This is a genomic window from Pseudomonas sp. PAMC 29040 (assembly GCF_003994535.1).
Classification (GTDB): Bacteria; Pseudomonadota; Gammaproteobacteria; order Pseudomonadales; family Pseudomonadaceae; genus Aquipseudomonas; species Aquipseudomonas paraversuta.
In genome coordinates this window covers 116373-135092 of sequence record NZ_RZAA01000014.1, presented here as the reverse complement: position 1 = coordinate 135092, position 18720 = coordinate 116373, and the positions used below count along the sequence as shown (strand labels likewise).

The following is an 18720-nucleotide window of genomic DNA, read 5'->3' as shown; positions in this document are numbered from 1 at the left end:
GTCAGCGCAGGGGTGCATAAGTTGCAATGGCGCGCAGTTTACCCTAATTCAGACCGGTTTCTGCTTGCGCCACTGCGGCAAACCGATCAACACCACGGCGCTGATGATGACCGCCATCGCCAGGCACTCCTCGAAACCTATGGTCTCGCCGGCGAATGCGATGCCCAGCATCACCGCCACGGCCGGGTTGACGTAGGCGTAACTGGTGGCCGCCGCCGGGCGTACGTTTTTCAGCAGGTACATGTAGGCACTGAAGGCAATGATCGAACCGAAGAACACCAGATAGAGCAATGCGCCCCAGCCTGCGGCAGTGGGCATCTGGGTCATGCGCTCGCCACTCAACAGGCTGCCAATCAAGAGCACGGCGCCCGCCACCAGCATTTCGGCGGCACTGGCCATGGGCCCGGCCGGCAGCGGCAAGTGCCGGCTCCACACCGAACCGAATGCCCAGGCGGCGGCGGCAAACAAAATCATCGCGGCGCCTATCGGGCTGGCCTGCAGGTTGGAACCCAGGTTGAGCATGCCGATACCGATCAGTCCCAGGGCAATCCCGGCCCATTCCAGACGGGTATTGCGGGCGCCCCAGAAATAGCCGAACAGCAATGTAAACAACGGCACGGTGGCCACGGCCAGCGCCGCGACGCCCGAAGCGACCCCGGAGTGTTCCGCCAGCGTCACCCCGCCGTTGCCGCACGCCAGTAACAGAAAACCGATCATGCCGGCTGCGCGCCACTGCACGAAGGTCGGTGCGGGCGCCCCGCGCCAGCGCATGAAACCGTACATCAAGCTGCCTGCCACCAGAAAGCGGACCCCGGCCATCATCAGCGGCGGCCAGGACTCGATGCCGATACGGATGACCAGATAGGTCGAACCCCAAATCACATACAACGCAAAAAAGGCACCGATCAGTTGTAGCGGGAAACGACGTGCGGCAGGCATGGAGGCAGCTCGAAGGCAAAGGCAGGGGATGGAGGAGTTTAGCCAAAGCCGGGGGCAATATTAAGTTACAGAACCGGCCAAAAGTGGCCGTACACTTTTGGCCGCGACAGGGCCGCTGCTAAAGGCTCGCGAGCAAGCTCGCGCCTACACAGGCCCTGGTCTTCAGAACCCGCGACAGCGCTTGAGGTGTTCGTTGATTTTGGCGGCAGGAATTTTTTGCAGGCTGCGCAACAGATCGTGGCTCAACTCTCGCAGGCCGTGCTTTTGACGCAGTTGCTCAGCCAGATGGGTCGTGAGGTTGGCTGCCATTTCGGCATCGGCCATGGCCCGGTGAGCCTGGCCGGTATGGGGCAACTGGGCGAAGGTGGTGAGGGTACCCAGCTTGTGATTGGGCGCCGCCGGCATCAAACGCCGGGCCAGCAGCAACGAGCAGGCAAAGTTCTGCAAGCGGGTGCGCTTGATGAGCCCCATCTCGAAATCCCAGAATTTTTGGTCGAACGCGGCGTTGTGGGCCAGCAAAGGCGTGGTGCCGACGAACTCGTTGACCTCGTTCATCACCTGCTGCGCAGATGGCGCCGTGCGCAACATGGCGTTGCTGATGCCGGTCAGTTGCTCGATGAAGCCCGGCACCCGCACACCCGCGTTCATCAGGCTCTGGTAACGCTCGACAATGCGCCCCTGTTCAAGAATCACCACCGCAATTTCGGTCGCCCGGCAGCTGCTGCTCGGGGAGATACCTGTGGTTTCAAAGTCAATTACGGCGATGCGTTCCAAACCGGGTCAATCCTGTAAAAAATGGAAATTACTTGAGCAGCAAGCTGCCTTCTATCGGTACATAACGGCCAGCAGCACGAATCAATGAATTGGCGGTAAGGCCAGGCACCCCATAAGCCACGGTTTCAACCCCGTGCTTGCTGGCAATGCGTTCGAGCAGCAGATCGAAATCACCGTCACCCGAAGCCAGCACCACCTCATCGACATTGGCCGCAACATCCATGATGTCGATGGTGATACCCACGTCCCAGTCGCCCTTGGCCGAGCCATCGCTGCGCTGGATGTAGGGTTTGAGTTTTACCGTGAAACCGAGGTTGCGCAGGATCTGCTGAAACTGCTGCTGTTTGCTGTCACCCCGGTCGATCGCATAGGCATAGGCCTCGACGATTTCACCGCGCTGACTGATGTCAGCCCACAACGCCGCGTAATTGAAGTGGCAGCCATAAGCCTGGCGAACTGTGTAATAGAGGTTCTGCACATCTGCGAAGACCGCAATTCTTTTCACCGGCAAACCCCATGGTGCCCAGGCAATCGGGCAGCTGCTGAAAAACAAGGCCGCAGTATGCCAGCCTGTCGAGGACTTGCGCGGATAAACCGCCCGGCGTGCTCACAAACACCGGGCGGGTCGTAACAAGAACGTTTACATTTGCTCTCCATCGCCTGGCATCGGTTAAAGTGACGCACCGCTTTTGACTGCTGATACCTGACAATGAATCCGCTGACTGTTATTCGCGACTCCCTGTACTTCTTCCAGCGCAATCTGGGACAAATCGTGACGCTGTGCTTGCCGCTGGTGATCCTTGAGGCCGTGCTGCAGCTCATGGTGGATAACGCCGTGGGCCCCGACCCATCGCCCGGCTATGGCCTGCTCGTGGGTTTGCTTCTGTATCCGCTGTACACCGGCGCGCTGATTCTGTTTCTCGACGCCCGCAGCCGTGGCGAAAGCCCGCGCAATCGTGAGCTGCTGGCCCAGGCACTGACGCTGTGGCCCAGATTCGCCCTGCTCGCGGCCATCAGCACATTGCTGATTGTGCTCGGGCTATCGATGTTTTTCGTTCCCGGGATTTTTCTGACCGTGGTGTTTGCGTTTGCCGAATACCGCCTGGTATTGCGCGGTGATCCACCACTGGCCGCCCTGAAATCGAGCTTCGCCATGAGCCGCGGGCACTTCTGGCGGATTTTTGTCTGCTTGCTGGCGGTACTCGGGCCGCTGATGATGCTCAAGGAGCTGAGCTTCTCGCTGTTCCAAAAGGACGATAACCCGTTGCTCGCTCTGGCCCTGGAAAGTGCCAACAGCTTTTTGCAGCTGTTTTTGTCTGTCGTGCTGTATCGCTTGTTTATGCTCATCGGCGAACCATCCGACAAGTAAGAGGGACGATTCGCTATATACCTCTCCTTGGGTGTCGGACTGCTGTCCGGTATCCTCGGCAATTCCCGCTACGTCTTAAGCCGAGCCCATGCCACGTTTATTACGCCCCATCCTGTCAGGTTTGCTGCTGCTTGCAGCCGCGCTGGCGAGTCTGATTTACAGCGTTACGTGGCGACCCGATGCCAAAGAGGTGCTGGCACTCGTCTGCCCGGCCACAGCCCCGGTGCTGGTACCGGGCCAGGCGCTCAAGGTTATGACCTGGAATGTCCAGTACCTGGCAGGCAAACGTTATGTGTTCTGGTACAACCTGGTTGATGGCAGCGGTCCGGACCTGCGCCCGACCCGTGAAGACATGGCTTTCAGCCTGGATGAAGTGTCGCGGGTGATACGCGATGAGCAGCCCGATCTGGTACTGCTCCAAGAGCTCGATGAAAACGCCAAGGCCAGTGACTATCAAGACCAGCTCGCGCTGCTGCAGGAGCGCCTGGTCGATCTATACCCCTGCAGCACCCAGGCCTTTACCTGGAAGGCCGACTTCGTCCCCGACTGGCATATTCTGGGGAGTGTCGGGCGCAAACTGGTCACCCTCAGCCGTTACCAGATCGAACACGCCGAGCGCCTGCAACTGCCCGTGGCCGAAGCCAATATCATCAGCCGTCAGTTCCAGCCAAAACCTGCGCTGCTGGTTAACTACCTGCCGCTTAACGACGGCGGGCAAATTGTTGCCATCAACACCCAGTTCGATGCCCCGACCCTGGACAACAGCAACCTGCTCCTTCAAATGCAGGCCACCGGTGTGTTGCTCGACAAATTCGAAAGCCAGGGCACGCCCTGGCTGATTGGCGGTGATTTCAACCTGTTGCCGATTGGCCAGTTTTTGCGCCTGCCCGCCGAACTGCGAGCGGGTTATTCGCCGGACAGTGAATTGCACTTGCTGTGGGAAAAGTACCCGATGATCCCCAGCAACCCTGAAGCCACCGGCATCGACCGTGAACTGTGGCTGACCCATTTCCCCAACGACCCGCGTGCCGAAGCCCCTGACCGCACCCTGGACTACCTGTTCTACAGCCCGAAACTGCAACGCATCGAAGGCTATGTGCGCCAGGAAGATACCCTGACCATTTCCGACCACCTGCCGGTGCTGGGACGGCTTCTGTTACCGATTGATTGAGCGCCCCTATATCTGCATCTGTAGGAGCGAGCTTTTAAAGACAACAGCTCGCGTCTATGGGGTCAGGGGCCGAGCTTCAAGGTTTACGCGGTTTGATCCGGGCTGTCGGTTCGGCCACCAACGGGTCGTCGGGCCAGTAGTGTTTCGGATAGCGCCCCTTCAAATCTTTTTTTACTTCGATGTAGGTGCTGCGCCAGAAGTTGGCCAGATCCTGAGTCACTTGCACCGGACGCCTCGCCGGCGACAGCAGGTGCAGCTTGACTACCTGCCGGCCACCGGCAATGCGCGGAGTATCTGCCAGGCCGAACAGTTCTTGCAGGCGCACGGCCAGAATCGGCGGGTGTTCGCTGTAGTCCAGCCGTACCGACGACCCCGACGGCACTTTGATGTGATGCGGCGCCAGCTCATCCAGCCGCTGGGGCAAGGGCCATTTGAGCAAGTTATGCACTATGTTGGACAGGTCGAGGCTGGCGAAATGACTCAGACGCGAGACGCGCTCCAGATACGGCGCCAGCCATTCCTCAAGGGAAGCCAGCAGCGCTGCATCACTCACATCCGGCCATTCGCTTTGCCCTTGGGCGCTCAGATCCAGCTGGCGCAGCAGCATTACCCGCGCCTGCCACTGGCGCAGCTCAGGGTTCCAGGGCAACAACTCCAGCCCCTTGCGCCGGACCAGATTGACCAGCGCCCGGGTGCGCGCAGTTGCGTCCAGCCCGGTTAACGGCTCACGGCTGAGCACCAGCTCACCGACCTTGCGCTGGCGTTCGGCACGCAACACCCCTTCACGCTCGTCCCAGTCGAGCTGGTCGACAACGCTGACCTGCTCGCTGAGCACGTTGTCCAGTAACCCGGGATCAAACTCGGCCGCCAGGTAGATCCGTTCTTCACGTTGCCCCTGACGGCTGCCCAGGTCGGCGATCACCAGCCAGGGCTGCTTCATCAGGCCGTCGACCTCGCTGAACAACGCAGCCCGACCATTGGCCAGCCGATACTCCGCCCCCCCGGGTTTGCGTTGTTGCGCGACGCGGTCGGGATAGGCCAGCGCCAGCAAGGCCCCCAGCCAGCGTGGGTGATCGGGATCTGCGACCGGTTGCGTGGCTTTGCCGCGCAAGTAGCCGCGATACTGCCGGGCCAGTTGTTTGGCCCGCTGCACACCGCCCTGCCCGCCCCGCGCGGCGCGGCTTTCGCCCCAGAGCAAGGTCAGCCGGCTATGCACATCGGCCCCGGCGCCGCGCAAAATATCGCGTTCGCCCAGCAGCGCCGCTACATCGCAGGCCATGTCGGCCAGCCCCAGGTCTTGCCCGCGCAGTAACAAATGAGCAATGCGCGGATGCGCAGGCAGCTCGGCCATGGCTTCGCCGTGGGGCGTGAGTTTCCCGTCGCGCAAGGCGTCCAGGCGTTCCAGCAATTGCCGGGCCTGTGCATAACTTGCCGCGGGTGGCCCATCAAGCCAGATCAGTTGCTCCGGGTTTACCCCCCAGCGCGCCAGTTGCAGCGCCAGCCCGGCCAGATCGGCCTGGAGAATTTCGGCACTGCCATAGGCGGCCAATTGTGCATGCTGGTCTTCGGACCACAGGCGATAACAGACGCCGGGCTCCAGACGCCCGGCCCGGCCGGCGCGCTGGGTGGCGCTGGCCCGCGAGATGCGCTGGGTGTCGAGACGGGTCATGCCGCTGCCGGGATCAAAGCGCGGCACCCGCGCCAGCCCGGCATCAATCACGACCCGCACGCCATCGATGGTCAGGCTGGTCTCGGCAATGTTGGTCGCCAGCACCACTTTGCGCATGCCCCCGGGAGCGGGCTCGATCGCCGCACGTTGCGCGTTCAGGTCCAGTTCACCGTGCAGCGGGCAGAGCAGGATGTCGCTGCGCGAAGCCAGCGCGTCAGCCAATTGTTGATGGACCCGACGAATTTCGGCCTGACCGGGCAAAAACACCAGCAGGCTGCCGCTGTCATCATTGATTGCATCGAGCACCGTTTGCACCACCCGCGGCTCGATAAACTCACCGGGCACAAACGGCCGCCCCCAACGCATAGCCACCGGGTACATCCGCCCTTCGCTGCGCAGCACCGGCGCGTCGTCCAGCAAACTGGCCAGCCGCTCGCCGTCAAGGGTGGCGGACATCAGCAGGATCTTCAGCGGCTGTTCATCGCGAAACAGCTCGCGGCCGTTGAGGCTCAAAGCCAGGGCCAGGTCGGCATCCAGACTACGCTCATGGAACTCGTCAAAGATCAGCAAGCCCACGCCTTCCAGCGCCGGGTCGTGCTGCAAGCGGCGGGTGAGGATGCCTTCGGTGACAACTTCGATGCGGGTGGCGGGCCCCACCTTGCTGTCTAACCTGATCCGGTATCCGACGGTTTCGCCGACCTTTTCCCCCAGTTCGCTGGCCAGACGCTCAGCTGCCGCACGGGCCGCGAGACGCCGGGGTTCGAGCATCAGAATCTTCTGCCCGGCGAGCCAGGGCTCGTTTAACAGGGCCAGCGGAACACGGGTGGTTTTACCGGCGCCGGGGGGTGCTTCGAGCACCGCTTCGTGGCGTTCACACAAGGCCTGGCGCAGCGCGGGTAAAACTTCATCAATCGGCAGAGAAATCATGGTGGCTCCAGAACAGAGCGACGAGTATAACGGCGAACAGTTCGGCATTAAGCACGGTCTTAATCCCGGTTTCGACTCTTCAAGCTTCTTCGAGGTCTTTTGTATGCGTATGTCTTCCCGTGTGATTGGCGGCGTGGTGGTTGCAGCCCTGCTCAGCCAATTAACTGCTTGCGGCAGTATTTTCTTCCCTGACAGACGCGGCCAGATCGACGGCAAGATCGATCCCATGATTGCCGTGCTCGATGCCGTGGGCCTGCTGTTTTATGTGATTCCGGGCCTGATCGCTTTCGGGGTCGACTTCGCCACCGGAGCGATTTATTTCCCGCCGGGTAAAACCGCGCAAATTGCTCCGGAAAAACTGCGCGAAGCCATAGGCGCAGATGGCAAAGTGGACAACAGCAAGCTCCAGGCCATTCTCGAAAGTGAACTGGGCCGCAGCTTCCCGCTGGACGACCCGCGCCTGATCCAGCACAAAGGCAGCGTGCAACAGTTGGCCATGTACGGTTTGATCCCCGCAGCCTGAAACCCGTAGATAAGGATGGCCCATGACCAGTAGCCCGGAACACGCTCGCCTGTTACGCCTGGCCACCCGCGCTTCGGTGGCGGTGGCGAGTCTTCTGATCGTGACCAAGGCCATCGCCTGGTGGCTCAGTGGCTCGATCAGCATGCTCGCCGGGTTGACCGACTCACTCCTCGATGGCGTGACCTCGTTTCTCAACCTGCTCGCCGTGCATTACGCGTTGCGCCCGGCTGACGACGATCACCGCTATGGCCACGGTAAAGCCGAATCGCTGGCGGGCATGGCCCAGGCATTGTTTATCGGGGTGAGTGCGGTGCTGATCGCTTTTCAGGCCTTCGAGCGCCTGAAAAATCCGGAGCCGTTGGGCGCGCCGTGGATCGGGATTGGCGTGATTATATTTTCCCTGGTGATGACCGTGGCCCTGCTGATCCTGCAACACCGCGTGATCAAGGCCACGGGCTCCAATGCAGTGCGGGCGGACTCGCTGCACTACCGCTCCGACCTGATGCTCAATGGCAGTATTTTAGTGGCACTGGTGCTGGCCAGCGTCGGTTTCCCGCAGCTTGATGCCTGGTTTGGTCTGGGGATTGCGGTGTACATCCTCTGGAGCGCTATCCAGATCGCCCGTGAGAGTTTTGCGGTGTTGATGGACCAGGAGTTACCGACCGACGTCAGCGATAACATGCTGAAGCTGGCCTGCAGCGTGCCCGGGGTACTGGGCGCCCACGATCTGCGCACGCGAATTTCCGGCAGTATCTGGTTTGTGCAGCTGCACCTGGAATTGCCGGGAGAGTTGAGCCTGTCAGAGGCTCACGCCATCAGTGACAGAGCGGCAGCGGCAATCGAAAAAGCCTACCCGCGGGCCGAAGTGCTGGTGCACGCCGACCCCCAGGAAGTGGTCAAGCCCAGGGCAACCCCTCAGTAGTTGACCTGGTAGCCGCGACTGCTCAGACAGTTGCCTTGCGCCTGCCGGTAGGTTTGAACCACTGCCGGTGAAGGCGCATAGGTGACCTGGGCCGGGTCAAAGCCGCTTTGTTGCACAGCCCAACGGTAACAGTCGTAGCGATCCTGGTTGATTTGCGCAGGGCTCTGGCCGTTCGCCGGGTAGGCCACCACGTCATAACCATTGCTTACCGGCTGCGGTTGCGGCTGTGTCACGGGCGGCTGAACCACGATGTAGTCCTGGGTTGCAGGCTGATACTGGTAATAGGCCCCCGCCGCCAGGAACATCAAGGTGCTGCCGATCCATAGTTCCCGCGCATAGTCGGGCAAATACCCTACGCGAATCCCGTAAGGCGGTTGCACCACGATGTAACGCGGGCCTTGTGGGCGATACCAGTAACCACCGGAAAAGAAGTAGTTCTGACCGCGATAAGGTACCTGCCAGTGCTGGCCCGGGAATCGGTCGACGATATAACCCGGCCGGTATTGCGGCCCGGCGCCCCAGCCATTGCCATGGCCGCTGGGCCGACCTGCCCAGCGTTGATCGTTGGGATGATTGTTGCCGGGGCCAAAATTGTTACCCGGCCGTGAGCCATGCCCGCCGCCTTGCCAGTTCTGATTGCCACCACGGTTCGGCGCCTGGCTCTGGTGTACGGCATCGGGCCGGGGCTGGATCGGCAGGTTGTGGCCGGGCTGGCCCGGTCGGCCGGGACCGTTGGGCTCTTGATGCGGACGGCTTTGCCACTGCCCGCCCTGGGGCTGGTTGTGCTCGGGGCGCGGCTGATTGCCCTGGGGTCGCCCCTGATAGTGTTCCGGGCGCGGCTGATTATTGCCGCCCTGTCCCTGCTGTCCCTGTTGCCCGTGTGGCTGTCCGTGTTGCTGCCCGTTACCGGGGCGGGCGTGCTGAGAACCTTCATCGCCTCGCTGTTCTTCGGCCAACACCTGGCCGCTGATACTCACGCAAAGCAAGCCAACTGTAGCCAATCGCCAGATGTGCGGTTTCATGCTGTTTCTCACGGAGGGATAGGGCGTACAGATAAGACTGGAAAACCGCGAACCGGTTCTGCGAAAGACTATCAGTTGCGCGCCTTTTTTTCGGACAATAAAAAAGGGCGACCCGTCGGTCGCCCTTTGAATTTTTCTGTCCTGGCTCAACACTCGTGATGTTGGCTCACCTCGCGCCGTCTTCTGGACAGTGCGTAGCCCGGGGGCCGGTACACCCCTGTGGGGCTGGCGGCCGCGGCTGGCCTGATTCGGCGGGCCGCAGTGGACTGTATGTCCGGGCAGTGATTCTGGTGTTAAGAATAGGCCCGCGACCGCAGCAAAGGATTGCTAATATTGCTCAATAAAACATGACTTGCGCAATTTTTAACTTACAGCGGATACTTTCACGCAATAGTTATGAGAAAGGGTGTCTTCGTGAGCAAACTCGACCGGTACGATCTGAGTATTTTGGCGGAATTACAGCGCGATGCGCGCATCTCGAACCAGGAGTTGGCCGAGCGAATCGGCCTGTCTCCCTCTCCCTGCTCGCGGCGGGTCAAGCAACTGGAGGATGACGGCTATATCGCGCGTCAGGTCGCATTGCTGGATCGAAAAAAGCTCGGGTTAAGCCTGACTGCCTACGTGCTGATCGGCATGGACCGGCACACGCCAGAGCGTTTCGAGAACTTTGAAGCGTCGATCCGCAGCCTGCCCCAGGTACTGGAATGCAGCCTGGTAACCGGGATGGACGCGGACTATCAATTGAAAGTGGTGGTGCCCGATATGGACCACTATCAAAAACTGCTGCTGGGCCACCTGACCCGCATTGATGGCGTGACCAGCGTGCGCTCGAGCTTTGTGCTCAATCAAGTGCTCAACAGCACTGAGTTGCCGTTGACCCACCTGCGCACCTGAAAGCCTGCGGGAGCTGGCATGCCGGCTCCCGGAGCAGATCAAGTGTCTGCACCTGGATCAATATCCGCTGCAATGCCCTGGCGTATACTGTTCCCGGTTTTTATCCCCGATGACGCTGGAGAACACTGATGGACCCTGCCCTGCTTGAAGAGTGGATGATGACGATTCTGGTCAGCATCCTGATCATTTTCATGGCCTTTATCGTCTGGGATCTGGCGAAGAAATCCAAAGCCGGGCGCTTCGGCTCATTTATCCTGTTTTTCGTGCTGGGCCTGGGCGTTGCTGCGTTCATCATCAAGAGCGTGGTTATCGGTTTGATCGAGTCGGGCGCGCTATAGCCGCGCCGGCACTTCCTTGTATTGCCCCTGGTCCAGCCCTTCAATCGTCCAGTCACCAATGCGCACGCGCACCAGGCGCAAGGTCGGCAAACCCACTGCCGCCGTCATGCGCCGCACCTGACGATTGCGACCCTCGCGAATCACCAGCTCCAGCCATGAAGTCGGCACGCTTTTGCGAAACCGCACGGGCGGGTTGCGCGGCCATAGCTGCGGTTCCTCAAGGGCCCGTGCTTCGGCGGGCAAGGTCTTGCCGTCATTGAGTTGCACGCCGTCACGCAGCTGTTGCAGCTGTTCGGGCGTGGCCTCGCCCTCCACTTGCACCCAGTAGGTTTTCGGCAGTTTGTGTTTGGGGTCGGCAATTCGCGCCTGCAACTGGCCGTCGTTGGTCAGCAGCAGCAAGCCTTCACTGTCCCGGTCCAGTCGCCCTGCCGGGTAAATGCCGGGAATGGGGATAAAGTCCTTGAGCGTCGCCCGCCCGCCTTCATCACTGAACTGGGTGAGCACGTCGAACGGCTTGTTGAACAGATACAGCTTGGGATCAGCCGGCGGCGCTTTGGCCACACGACGACTGGCAGCTTGAGGGGCACAACCTTTTTGTGCCGGGCGGCGTGGGGCGGGGCGAACAGGACGGGACATGGCAAACAGGACATCTGGCGATCAGGGCAGACAATGCTAGGGGCTGTTGGCGCTTCAGTGCAACAGCCCTGGCCCCTGATCGCTAAATGACCCGCCGCCACTAGCGGAACGGTGGCTCGTCGAAGCTGCGCAGTTTGCGCGAGTGCAGCGAGTTGAGCTGGCAGCGCATCAAGTCCACGGCAGCGATACCGATTTTCAAGTGCTGGCTCACAGCCCGTTCATAGAACGCATTGGCCGAGCCCGGCAACTTGATTTCACTGTGCAGCGGCTTGTCCGAGACGCAGAGCAAGGTGCCGTAAGGCACGCGCAAACGATAACCCTGGGCGGCAATGGTGCCGCTTTCCATGTCCACCGCCACGGCCCGGGACAGGTTGATCAGCGGACGCTCCTGGGCCCAGCGCAGTTCCCAGTTACGGTCGTCGTAGGTCAGGACAGTCCCGGTACGCAGACGTTTTTTCAGTTCATCGCCGCGCTCGCCAGTGACCTGGGCCGCAGCTTCCTGCAGCGCCAGCTGTACTTCCGCCAGGGCCGGAATCGGAATATTGGGCGGTACCACCCGGTCAAGGATTCCGTCGCGGCGCATATAGGCGTGTGCCAGCACGTAGTCACCTATGGTTTGCGACTGACGCAGACCGCCACAGTGACCAATCATCAGCCAGCAATGCGGTCGCAGTACCGCAAGGTGATCGGTGATGTTTTTCGCGTTGGACGGGCCCACGCCGATATTGACCAGGGTCACGCCATGGCCGTCATTGGCCTGCAGGTGGTATGCCGGCATTTGATAGCGATGCCAGACCACGCCTGCCGCAATGGCCTGGGCTTCGCCGTAGTCCATGGATTTTTCGATGATCACGTTGCCCGGCATCACCATGCGCACAAACCGCGGGTCGTCGCGCAGTTGCTCAAGGCCATGCAGGATGAACTGGTCAACGTAGCGATGGTAGTTGGTCAGCAGGATCCACGGCTGGACGTGGCGCCAGTCACTGCCGGTGTAGTGCACCAGGCGACGCAGCGAGAAGTCGACTCGGGCGGCGTCAAACAGGGCCAGCGGCAGCGGATCGGTGTTTTCCCAGTCGTACAGGCCGTCGGCAATCGCATCGGTCGCGGCAGACAGGTCGGTACTGGGGAATACCCGCGCCAGTGCGGCGGCAGTCACCCCGGAACCGGCGAGTTCATCGCCCTGTTCGACCACATACGGGTAAGGAATATTTTGCTGGCTGACCCCGACTTCGACTTCGACCGTGAAGTCGCGCATCAAGGGCACCAGTTGCTCGAGCAAGTAGTTTCGGAACGCCCCGGGATGGGTCACGGTGATGCTGTAAGTGCCTGGCAGTTGAACCTTGGCGTATGCCCGGGTAATGGTCGGGATTTCGCCATGAATGGTGTTGGTCAGGCGCAGCTCCGGGTAGCGGAACAGGGCACGTTCTTCGGCGCTGGGTTCGACTCGATCCTTGAGGTAACGCTTGAGTGCCTGGCTCAACGCAACGGTTGCGCGTTCGTGCAGGGCCGCTAGCCGGTCTACGGCCTCTTCAGCGGTTGAAACGACAATAAAAGCTTCGGTCACAATAAGCATCCTGTCTTCTGAACTGGCAGGCCTTTATCTTGCCTGCATCGCAGATCAAAGCACAGGGCCTTGTCGTCGCGGGTGCAGGCTGCGCTAAGGGCCACTACGCAGCCCATCGCAGCCTGCGGCAACTACTACCAGATTGGTGCGCGTCACAGCTGCGCAGTTGAGCGGGCGACAATCGCGGCGACGTTCAGGCCCCGGGGCATAGTTCCGTAGGCCCGGCCGCTGCCTTGCAGGCGACTGGCGATAAATGCGTCGCTGACGTCACTGTCACCCGCCTCCAGCAGTAATTTGGCCTGCAGGCCCAGGGCGATATCTTCTGTCAGTTGCCGCGCCCGGTATTGAATGTCATCGGTGTCCGTGAAGGCTTTTTTCAACTGCCCGATGTGCTGCGCCAGATGCACGCTGCCATGCCCGTCCCCCAGTTCGGCAAACAGCGCATCCAGCACCCCCGGCTCTTTGGACAGGGCCCGCAGCACGTCCAGACACTGCACGTTGCCCGATCCCTCCCAGGTTGAGTTGACCGGTGCCTCGCGATACAGACGCGGCAGGATGCTGTCTTCGACATACCCCGCACCGCCCATACATTCGGCGGCCTCGTTGATCATGGCCGGGGCCCGCTTGCAGATCCAGTATTTGCCCACCGCCGTTACCAAACGCGAGAATCTGGCTTCTTGCCCATCATCCAGGTGATCCAGCGCGCGGCCCATGCGCAGGCTCAAGGCCAGGGCGGCCTCGCTTTCCAGGGCCAGGTCCGCAAGGACGTTTTGCATCAAGGGTTGTTCGGCCAGCACCCGGCCACCCACCAGCCGGTGGGCACAGTGATGGCTGGCCTGGGTCAGCGCCTGACGCATCAAGGCACTGGAGCCCACCATGCAGTCGAAGCGGGTCATGGCAACCATTTCAATAATCGTCGGTACGCCGCGCCCTTCCTCGCCAACCATCCACGCCAGCGCGCCGCGAAACTCGACTTCGCTGGAGGCATTGGAGCTATTGCCCAGCTTGTTTTTCAGACGCTGGATATAGAACTCGTTGCGGCTGCCGTCCGGGCGATGGCGCGGCAACAAGAAACAGCTCAGGCCCTTGTCGGTTTGCGCCAGGGTCAAGAAACCATCACACATTGGCGCCGAGCAAAACCATTTGTGCCCCAGCAGTTCATAAGCCTCCCCCGGCCCGGCCGCGCCCACGGGGTAGGCGCGAGTGGTGTTGGCGCGAACGTCGGTCCCGCCCTGCTTCTCGGTCATGGCCATACCGATGGTCACACCGGCTTTGTGGCTGATATCGACATTGCGCGGGTCGTAATGGGTCGCGAGAATTTTCGGCAACCAGATTTGCGCAATGTCCGGCTGCAGGCGCAAGGCCGGAACGCTGGCAAAGGTCATGGTCAGAGGGCAGCCGCTGCCGGCTTCGGCCTGGCTGTGCAGGTAGGTCATGCAGGCCCGTGCCACATGGGCGCCGGGCTGTGGGTCGGTCCAGGGCAACGATGGCAAACCGTGCTCGATCGCGGTTCGCATCAACTCGTGATAGGCAGGGTGAAACTCCACCAGATCAATGCGATGGCCAAAACGGTCATGGCTGACAAATACCGGTTTGTTTTCATTGGCCAGAAAACCCGCGGCCATCAAGGGGCCACCTGCCAGTGCGCCGTAGTCATCGATCCGCGATTGCGCCCAGCCCGCACCGAAGTGCCGGCCCCAGTGCTGGAGCGGCAGGTCGATGCGGTACAGGTTGACGCCGTCCAGAGAGGGCGGCTGATTGGTGACCTGGTGAGTTTCGGCGTACTGATGCAGGTTCATGGTGCGGGCTCCAAGAATCAATCTGGTGGACCCAGTGAAGCACGCATGACCATCATCACAAGGGGTATAAGCGTCTAAAGTCCGGCGCTTTTGCCCTCAGGCCCCTGCAGCAACCACTCTGACATCAGGTGCTGTACGTCTTCATAACGCACGGGCTTGATCAGGTAGTCAGTGATGCCATCGACCTGCTGCAGCGCTTGCCGGGCCTCGGTTTCAGATTCAAACAGCGCCAGTACCGGCAGCTTCGCACAGGCCGCCAGGGTCAGCAGCTGGCCGCCCATCGACGTCCCCGAGACCAGGTTCAACGGGCATCCCAGCACCACGACATCTACCCGTTCGCGACGCAGAACATCGATTGCCTCCCCGCCACTGTCGACACTCAGCACCCGATAACCCAGCTTGAGCAGCATGCCGCGCAGTACTACCTGGCCGGGGCTGCTGTCCTCCACCAGCAAGACCACACACTCGTTCGGGGTTCGGCTCAGGCCCTCAGCCTGCTGCGTGCTCTCAAGCGGCGATTCAAGCTCCAGCAACAGCTGGAACTGCGAACCTTGGCCCGGCTGCGAGTGATGGGTCAGGCGCCCGCCCAGCAGTTCCACCAAACGCCGACAGATCGCCAGACCGATACCCAGACCACCGTAGCTGCGGGTCATGGAGCCATCGACCTGGAAGAAGTTCTGGTACAGCTCGGCCTCTTCAATGTGGACAAAGCCGATTCCGCTGTCGATCACATTCAAGGCCAGCGCCCAGCGTCCCGGCCCTGCGGTTTTGCCGGTGACCCGTAGAATCACCCCGCCGACGCGAGTGAACTTGATGGCGTTATCCAGCAAGCACTCCAGACACTGACGAATCTTGTCGACATCGCCGACCCATTGATCGGGCAGGTTGCGCGCTATCTCATAGGAAAATTGCAGCCCCTTGTTGCGTGCAGTCGGCCCGTACTGATCGCTCAGGCTCTGCACCAGCTCGCTCAAAGCAAAGGACTGCGCGCGCATGCCAAGCCGGCCGGCCTGCAGCTCTGTGAGGGCCAGGATGCCATTGACCATATGCATCATTTCTCGCGCCGAGCCCTCGGCAGTCTGGGTGTAGAGTTCAAGCTCAGGGCCCATGTCCAGGGTTTTGATCAACTCCAGAGAGCCGATCACACCGTTCATTGGCGTGCGCAATTCATGGGTGACGGTTGCCAGAAACTCATCTTTAAGCTGGTTGGTGTGGGCCAGTTGCTGGTTCATTGCGGCCAGTTTCTGCCCGGACTCTTGCAACGTCCGCGCCTGCAAGTCACGCATGGCATTGATCCGGTCCGCGAGCGCCAGCGACAACAGGCCGACCTCGATGGCCGAGCCGATCTGGCTGGCATACATGGTCAGGAATACATTGGGCAGATAGCCCAGCACCATCAGGGTATTGACCAGACCGCCGAGCAAAAAGGCCGACCAGGCGATCACAAAGTAGCGCGCCACCCGCAAGCCGCGCACCCAGGCCACGACGCCGGAGGTAAAGATCGTGACGATGAATGCCAGGGCCAGGCCGGTTGCCAGGCGCAACGACACGGCATAGCTGGTGGTCAGGGCCAGCACCATGACCAGCACGCCCACGGCCATCAGCAACATCAGGGCACGGTCCAGCCAGCGGCTGTGGGAGGCGGTGTGTAAAAAGGTGCGGGCGAACTGGCAACCGAAAAATGCCGCCGAGCCAATCAAAAATGGCGTGGCGGCATTGGCCCACCACGGATTGTTCGGCCAGAAGTACTGCACCGCCGCGCCGTTGACGGACAGTTGGTACAAACCGAACGAGGCGATATAGAAAATGTAATAGAGGTAGCTGGTGTCCCGCACACTGAGGTAGATAAACAGGTTGTAGACCAGCATCCCCAGCAATACGCCGTAAATCAGGCCCAGGATATAAATCCGTACCGGCTGCTGTTCGAGGTATGCCTGCGCCGACCACAGCGTCAGCGGCGCCTGGACCGAGCCCTGGCTGGCCAGACGCAAATACACGGTCTGGCTTTGCCCCGGGCTGAAGTTGAGCTCAAAGAGGTAATTGTTTTCTTTTATCTGGCGGCTGTCGAAAGGCAGTGCATCGCCGGTGCGCTCGGCCAGGCGATAGTTGCCTGAAGCGTCGGCCAGATACAGATCAATGTGATCCATTGGCGGGTAGGCCAGTTCCAGCAGCCAGGTGCGATGGATGTTCGGGTTCTGCGGCAGGTAGCTCAAGTCCACCTTGAGCCAGAAAGCCGAGTGCGAGTAGCCCGCATTCAACGAGTCTTTCTCATGGTTGCGGAACAGACCGTCCCGGGCGATAACATCTGCCAGCGTCGCCTGACCGTCAACGTCTTCGAATACTTGCATTACCCGGCCCAAGGGCAGGCTCTGGGTGGTTTCATCGAAGTCCACTGCGCTGACCAGCATCGGTAGCCAGCCCAATAACATCACGAACAAATAGCGCATACAGCCCCAGCGGTAGCCCCCGGTGACGTGCGCAAGCTCCTGTTCCCTTGGAGAGCACGTCGACCCGACGACCTGTTATTAATTTGACGTCACTCTAGCATAGCCATTAGTGGCAGATGCACATCACCGTTAAATTATGAGAGAAGGCTCTATTACGGCCATTACAGAGGACATGGCGCGATTTATCCGGATGTTTTTACCAGCAAATGAAATCTGCTGGCTGCCAGATGACCGACGCGGAGCAAGCCGCCCCAAAAAAGCGTTTGGTGGTAAGCTCGCGCACCATGAATATCTACAGTTCTCGCCCCGTTGTCCTCTGTCTCTCCGGCCATGACCCCAGTGGGGGTGCCGGCTTGCAGGCAGATATCGAAGCCCTGCTGGTTCAAGGTTGTCATGCCGCTCCCGTGGTCACCGCCCTGACTGTGCAGAATACCGTCAATGTCAGCGATTTCCGCGTGCTGGATCGCGAGTGGGTACTGGCCCAGGCCAATGCCGTGCTCAGTGACTCCACGGTTGCGGCCGTCAAGCTGGGCATGCTCGGCTCACTGGAAATGGTCGACACCGTGGTCGAACTGCTTCAGGCCCACCCGCACTTGCCGATGGTCTGTGACCCGGTGCTGCGGGCCGGCGGTGGCGGACGACTGGGCAAGGACGAAGTGGGCTATGCCATGCGCGAGCGTCTGCTGCCATTGGCCACCATCGCCACGCCGAACCTCCCCGAAGCCCGCATCCTCGCCGAACTGCCCGACGGCAGCGCCGATGAATGCGCCGAAAAGCTGCTGCCCTTTTGCCAGCACCTGCTCATCACCGGCGGACACGGCGATGAACACGAAGTCCATAACCGCCTCTACAGCCGCGACGGCAGCCGTCACACCTTTACCTGCCATCGCTTACCTGGCAGCTATCACGGCTCGGGCTGCACCCTGGCCAGCACCCTGGCCGGGCGCCTGGCCATCGGCGAAAATCTGGTCAGCGCAGTAGAAACCGCACTCAATTACACGTGGCGCACGTTGCGTGATGCCGAGCAGCTGGGGCAGGGACAGTTTGTCCCGCGTCGCTTGCCGCTGGACTTCTGTTCGTAACCATGAGGCTCGACCTATGACCCTGCGCGGCCTGTATGCAATCACTGACAGCCAGCTGCTGGCTGGCAAGCTGCTGCCTTTTGTCGAGGCGGCCCTCGATGGCGGGCTGACGCTGTTGCAATATCGCGACAAAAGCAGCGACGACGCCCGCCGTCTTCGCGAAGCCGAGGCCTTGCGCACTTTGTGTGAGCGCTACAAGGCGCACCTGGTCATCAATGATGATGCCGAGCTGGCGGCGCGCCTTGGCGTCGGCGTGCACCTCGGACAGACCGATGGCCCGCTGACACCCGCCCGTGCCCTGCTGGGCCGACAGGCGATCATTGGCGCCACTTGCCACAGTCAGGTTGAACTGGCCGAGCAGGCCGCCGGGGAAGGCGCGAGTTATGTCGCCTTCGGCCGCTTCTTCAATTCCAGCACCAAACCCGGGGCTCCCACCGCGACCCTGGACGTGCTTGATCAGGCACGCTCGCGACTGGCCCTGCCGATTTGTGTGATTGGCGGCATCACCCTGGATAACGCAGCGCCACTGGTGGAACACGGCGCCGATTTGCTGGCAGTGGTACACGGCCTGTTTGGTGCTGACAGCACCCGGGAAGTGACCCGCCGCGCTCGCGCCTTCAACACTTTGCTACGCATTTAAATAC

17 protein-coding genes are annotated in these 18720 nt (G+C 60.9%); 8 read left to right on the top strand and 9 right to left on the bottom strand.

Annotated features, from left to right (window positions below; genetic code table 11):
- Positions 1–48 precede the first annotated feature (48 nt).
- The 3 genes from yedA to WG29040_RS22115 form a co-directional block, all read right to left on the bottom strand.
- The gene (gene yedA / locus WG29040_RS22125) at positions 49–939 is read right to left on the bottom strand and encodes a drug/metabolite exporter YedA (protein WP_003444031.1); all 891 of its coding nucleotides are present in this window, start codon (positions 937–939) and stop codon (positions 49–51) included.
- Between the two features lie 162 nt (positions 940–1101).
- Positions 1102–1713 carry a PolC-type DNA polymerase III gene (locus WG29040_RS22120; protein WP_003444033.1) on the bottom strand — a complete coding sequence of 204 codons (612 nt, stop codon included), beginning with the start codon at positions 1711–1713 and terminating at the stop codon, positions 1102–1104.
- Positions 1714–1741: 28 nt separating this feature from the next.
- On the bottom strand, positions 1742–2218 hold the full coding sequence (locus WG29040_RS22115; RefSeq protein ID WP_003444036.1) for an NYN domain-containing protein: 477 nt from the start codon (positions 2216–2218) through the stop codon (positions 1742–1744).
- A 204-nt stretch (positions 2219–2422) separates the two neighbouring features.
- On the opposite strand from WG29040_RS22115, the gene WG29040_RS22110 reads away from it, so the two are divergent.
- Complete coding sequence (locus WG29040_RS22110; RefSeq protein ID WP_003444039.1) at positions 2423–3082, top strand: YciC family protein; 660 nt, start codon at positions 2423–2425, stop codon at positions 3080–3082.
- 88 nt (positions 3083–3170) lie between these two features.
- Positions 3171–4253, top strand: coding sequence for an endonuclease/exonuclease/phosphatase family protein (locus tag WG29040_RS22105; RefSeq protein WP_003444041.1), 1083 nt, complete (start codon positions 3171–3173; stop codon positions 4251–4253).
- A 76-nt stretch (positions 4254–4329) separates the two neighbouring features.
- Here WG29040_RS22105 and hrpB read toward each other — a convergent pair whose 3' ends face one another.
- Positions 4330–6849 carry an ATP-dependent helicase HrpB gene (gene hrpB, locus WG29040_RS22100; protein ID WP_127196880.1) on the bottom strand — a complete coding sequence of 840 codons (2520 nt, stop codon included), beginning with the start codon at positions 6847–6849 and terminating at the stop codon, positions 4330–4332.
- A gap of 103 nt (positions 6850–6952) precedes the next feature.
- Between hrpB and WG29040_RS22095 the strand changes: the two genes are divergently transcribed.
- Both WG29040_RS22095 and WG29040_RS22090 read left to right on the top strand, forming a co-directional pair.
- Positions 6953–7372, top strand: coding sequence for a hypothetical protein (locus WG29040_RS22095; RefSeq protein ID WP_003444109.1), 420 nt, complete (start codon positions 6953–6955; stop codon positions 7370–7372).
- 22 nt (positions 7373–7394) lie between these two features.
- Complete coding sequence (locus tag WG29040_RS22090; protein WP_003444111.1) at positions 7395–8294, top strand: cation diffusion facilitator family transporter; 900 nt, start codon at positions 7395–7397, stop codon at positions 8292–8294.
- On the opposite strand, the gene WG29040_RS22085 is transcribed toward WG29040_RS22090, so the two are convergent.
- Positions 8288–9316 (bottom strand): DUF6515 family protein, encoded by a 1029-nt coding sequence (locus WG29040_RS22085; RefSeq protein WP_127196879.1) that lies wholly within the window; start codon positions 9314–9316, stop codon positions 8288–8290. The two genes, WG29040_RS22090 and WG29040_RS22085, sit on opposite strands and share 7 nt — an antisense overlap.
- A gap of 396 nt (positions 9317–9712) precedes the next feature.
- On the opposite strand from WG29040_RS22085, the gene WG29040_RS22080 reads away from it, so the two are divergent.
- Together WG29040_RS22080 and WG29040_RS22075 are read left to right on the top strand one after the other, a co-directional pair.
- Positions 9713–10210, top strand: a complete 498-nt coding sequence (locus WG29040_RS22080; RefSeq protein WP_165439585.1) for an Lrp/AsnC family transcriptional regulator — start codon at positions 9713–9715, stop codon at positions 10208–10210.
- A gap of 128 nt (positions 10211–10338) precedes the next feature.
- On the top strand, positions 10339–10548 hold the full coding sequence (locus WG29040_RS22075) for a DUF2788 domain-containing protein (RefSeq protein WP_003444116.1): 210 nt from the start codon (positions 10339–10341) through the stop codon (positions 10546–10548).
- Here WG29040_RS22075 and WG29040_RS22070 read toward each other — a convergent pair.
- The 4 genes from WG29040_RS22070 to WG29040_RS22055 all read right to left on the bottom strand — a co-directional run bounded on the left by WG29040_RS22070 (position 10543) and on the right by WG29040_RS22055 (position 16994).
- Positions 10543–11109, bottom strand: coding sequence for a pseudouridine synthase (locus WG29040_RS22070; protein ID WP_003444118.1), 567 nt, complete (start codon positions 11107–11109; stop codon positions 10543–10545). The two genes, WG29040_RS22075 and WG29040_RS22070, sit on opposite strands and share 6 nt — an antisense overlap.
- Before the next feature lie 175 nt (positions 11110–11284).
- The gene (gene amn / locus WG29040_RS22065; protein ID WP_165439584.1) at positions 11285–12757 is read right to left on the bottom strand and encodes an AMP nucleosidase; all 1473 of its coding nucleotides are present in this window, start codon (positions 12755–12757) and stop codon (positions 11285–11287) included.
- A 143-nt stretch (positions 12758–12900) separates the two neighbouring features.
- Positions 12901–14547, bottom strand: a complete 1647-nt coding sequence (locus WG29040_RS22060; RefSeq protein WP_127196878.1) for an acyl-CoA dehydrogenase family protein — start codon at positions 14545–14547, stop codon at positions 12901–12903.
- A gap of 74 nt (positions 14548–14621) precedes the next feature.
- Positions 14622–16994, bottom strand: a complete 2373-nt coding sequence (locus WG29040_RS22055) for a hybrid sensor histidine kinase/response regulator (RefSeq protein ID WP_127196877.1) — start codon at positions 16992–16994, stop codon at positions 14622–14624.
- A 284-nt stretch (positions 16995–17278) separates the two neighbouring features.
- Here WG29040_RS22055 and WG29040_RS22050 point away from each other — a divergent pair, with 284 nt between their 5' ends.
- Together WG29040_RS22050 and thiE are read left to right on the top strand one after the other, a co-directional pair.
- Entirely contained in the window at positions 17279–18076 is a 798-nt protein-coding gene (locus WG29040_RS22050; protein ID WP_003444128.1) for a hydroxymethylpyrimidine/phosphomethylpyrimidine kinase, read from the top strand.
- Between the two features lie 16 nt (positions 18077–18092).
- Complete coding sequence (gene thiE / locus WG29040_RS22045) at positions 18093–18716, top strand: thiamine phosphate synthase (protein WP_127196876.1); 624 nt, start codon at positions 18093–18095, stop codon at positions 18714–18716.
- The last annotated feature ends 4 nt before the right edge of the window (positions 18717–18720 follow it).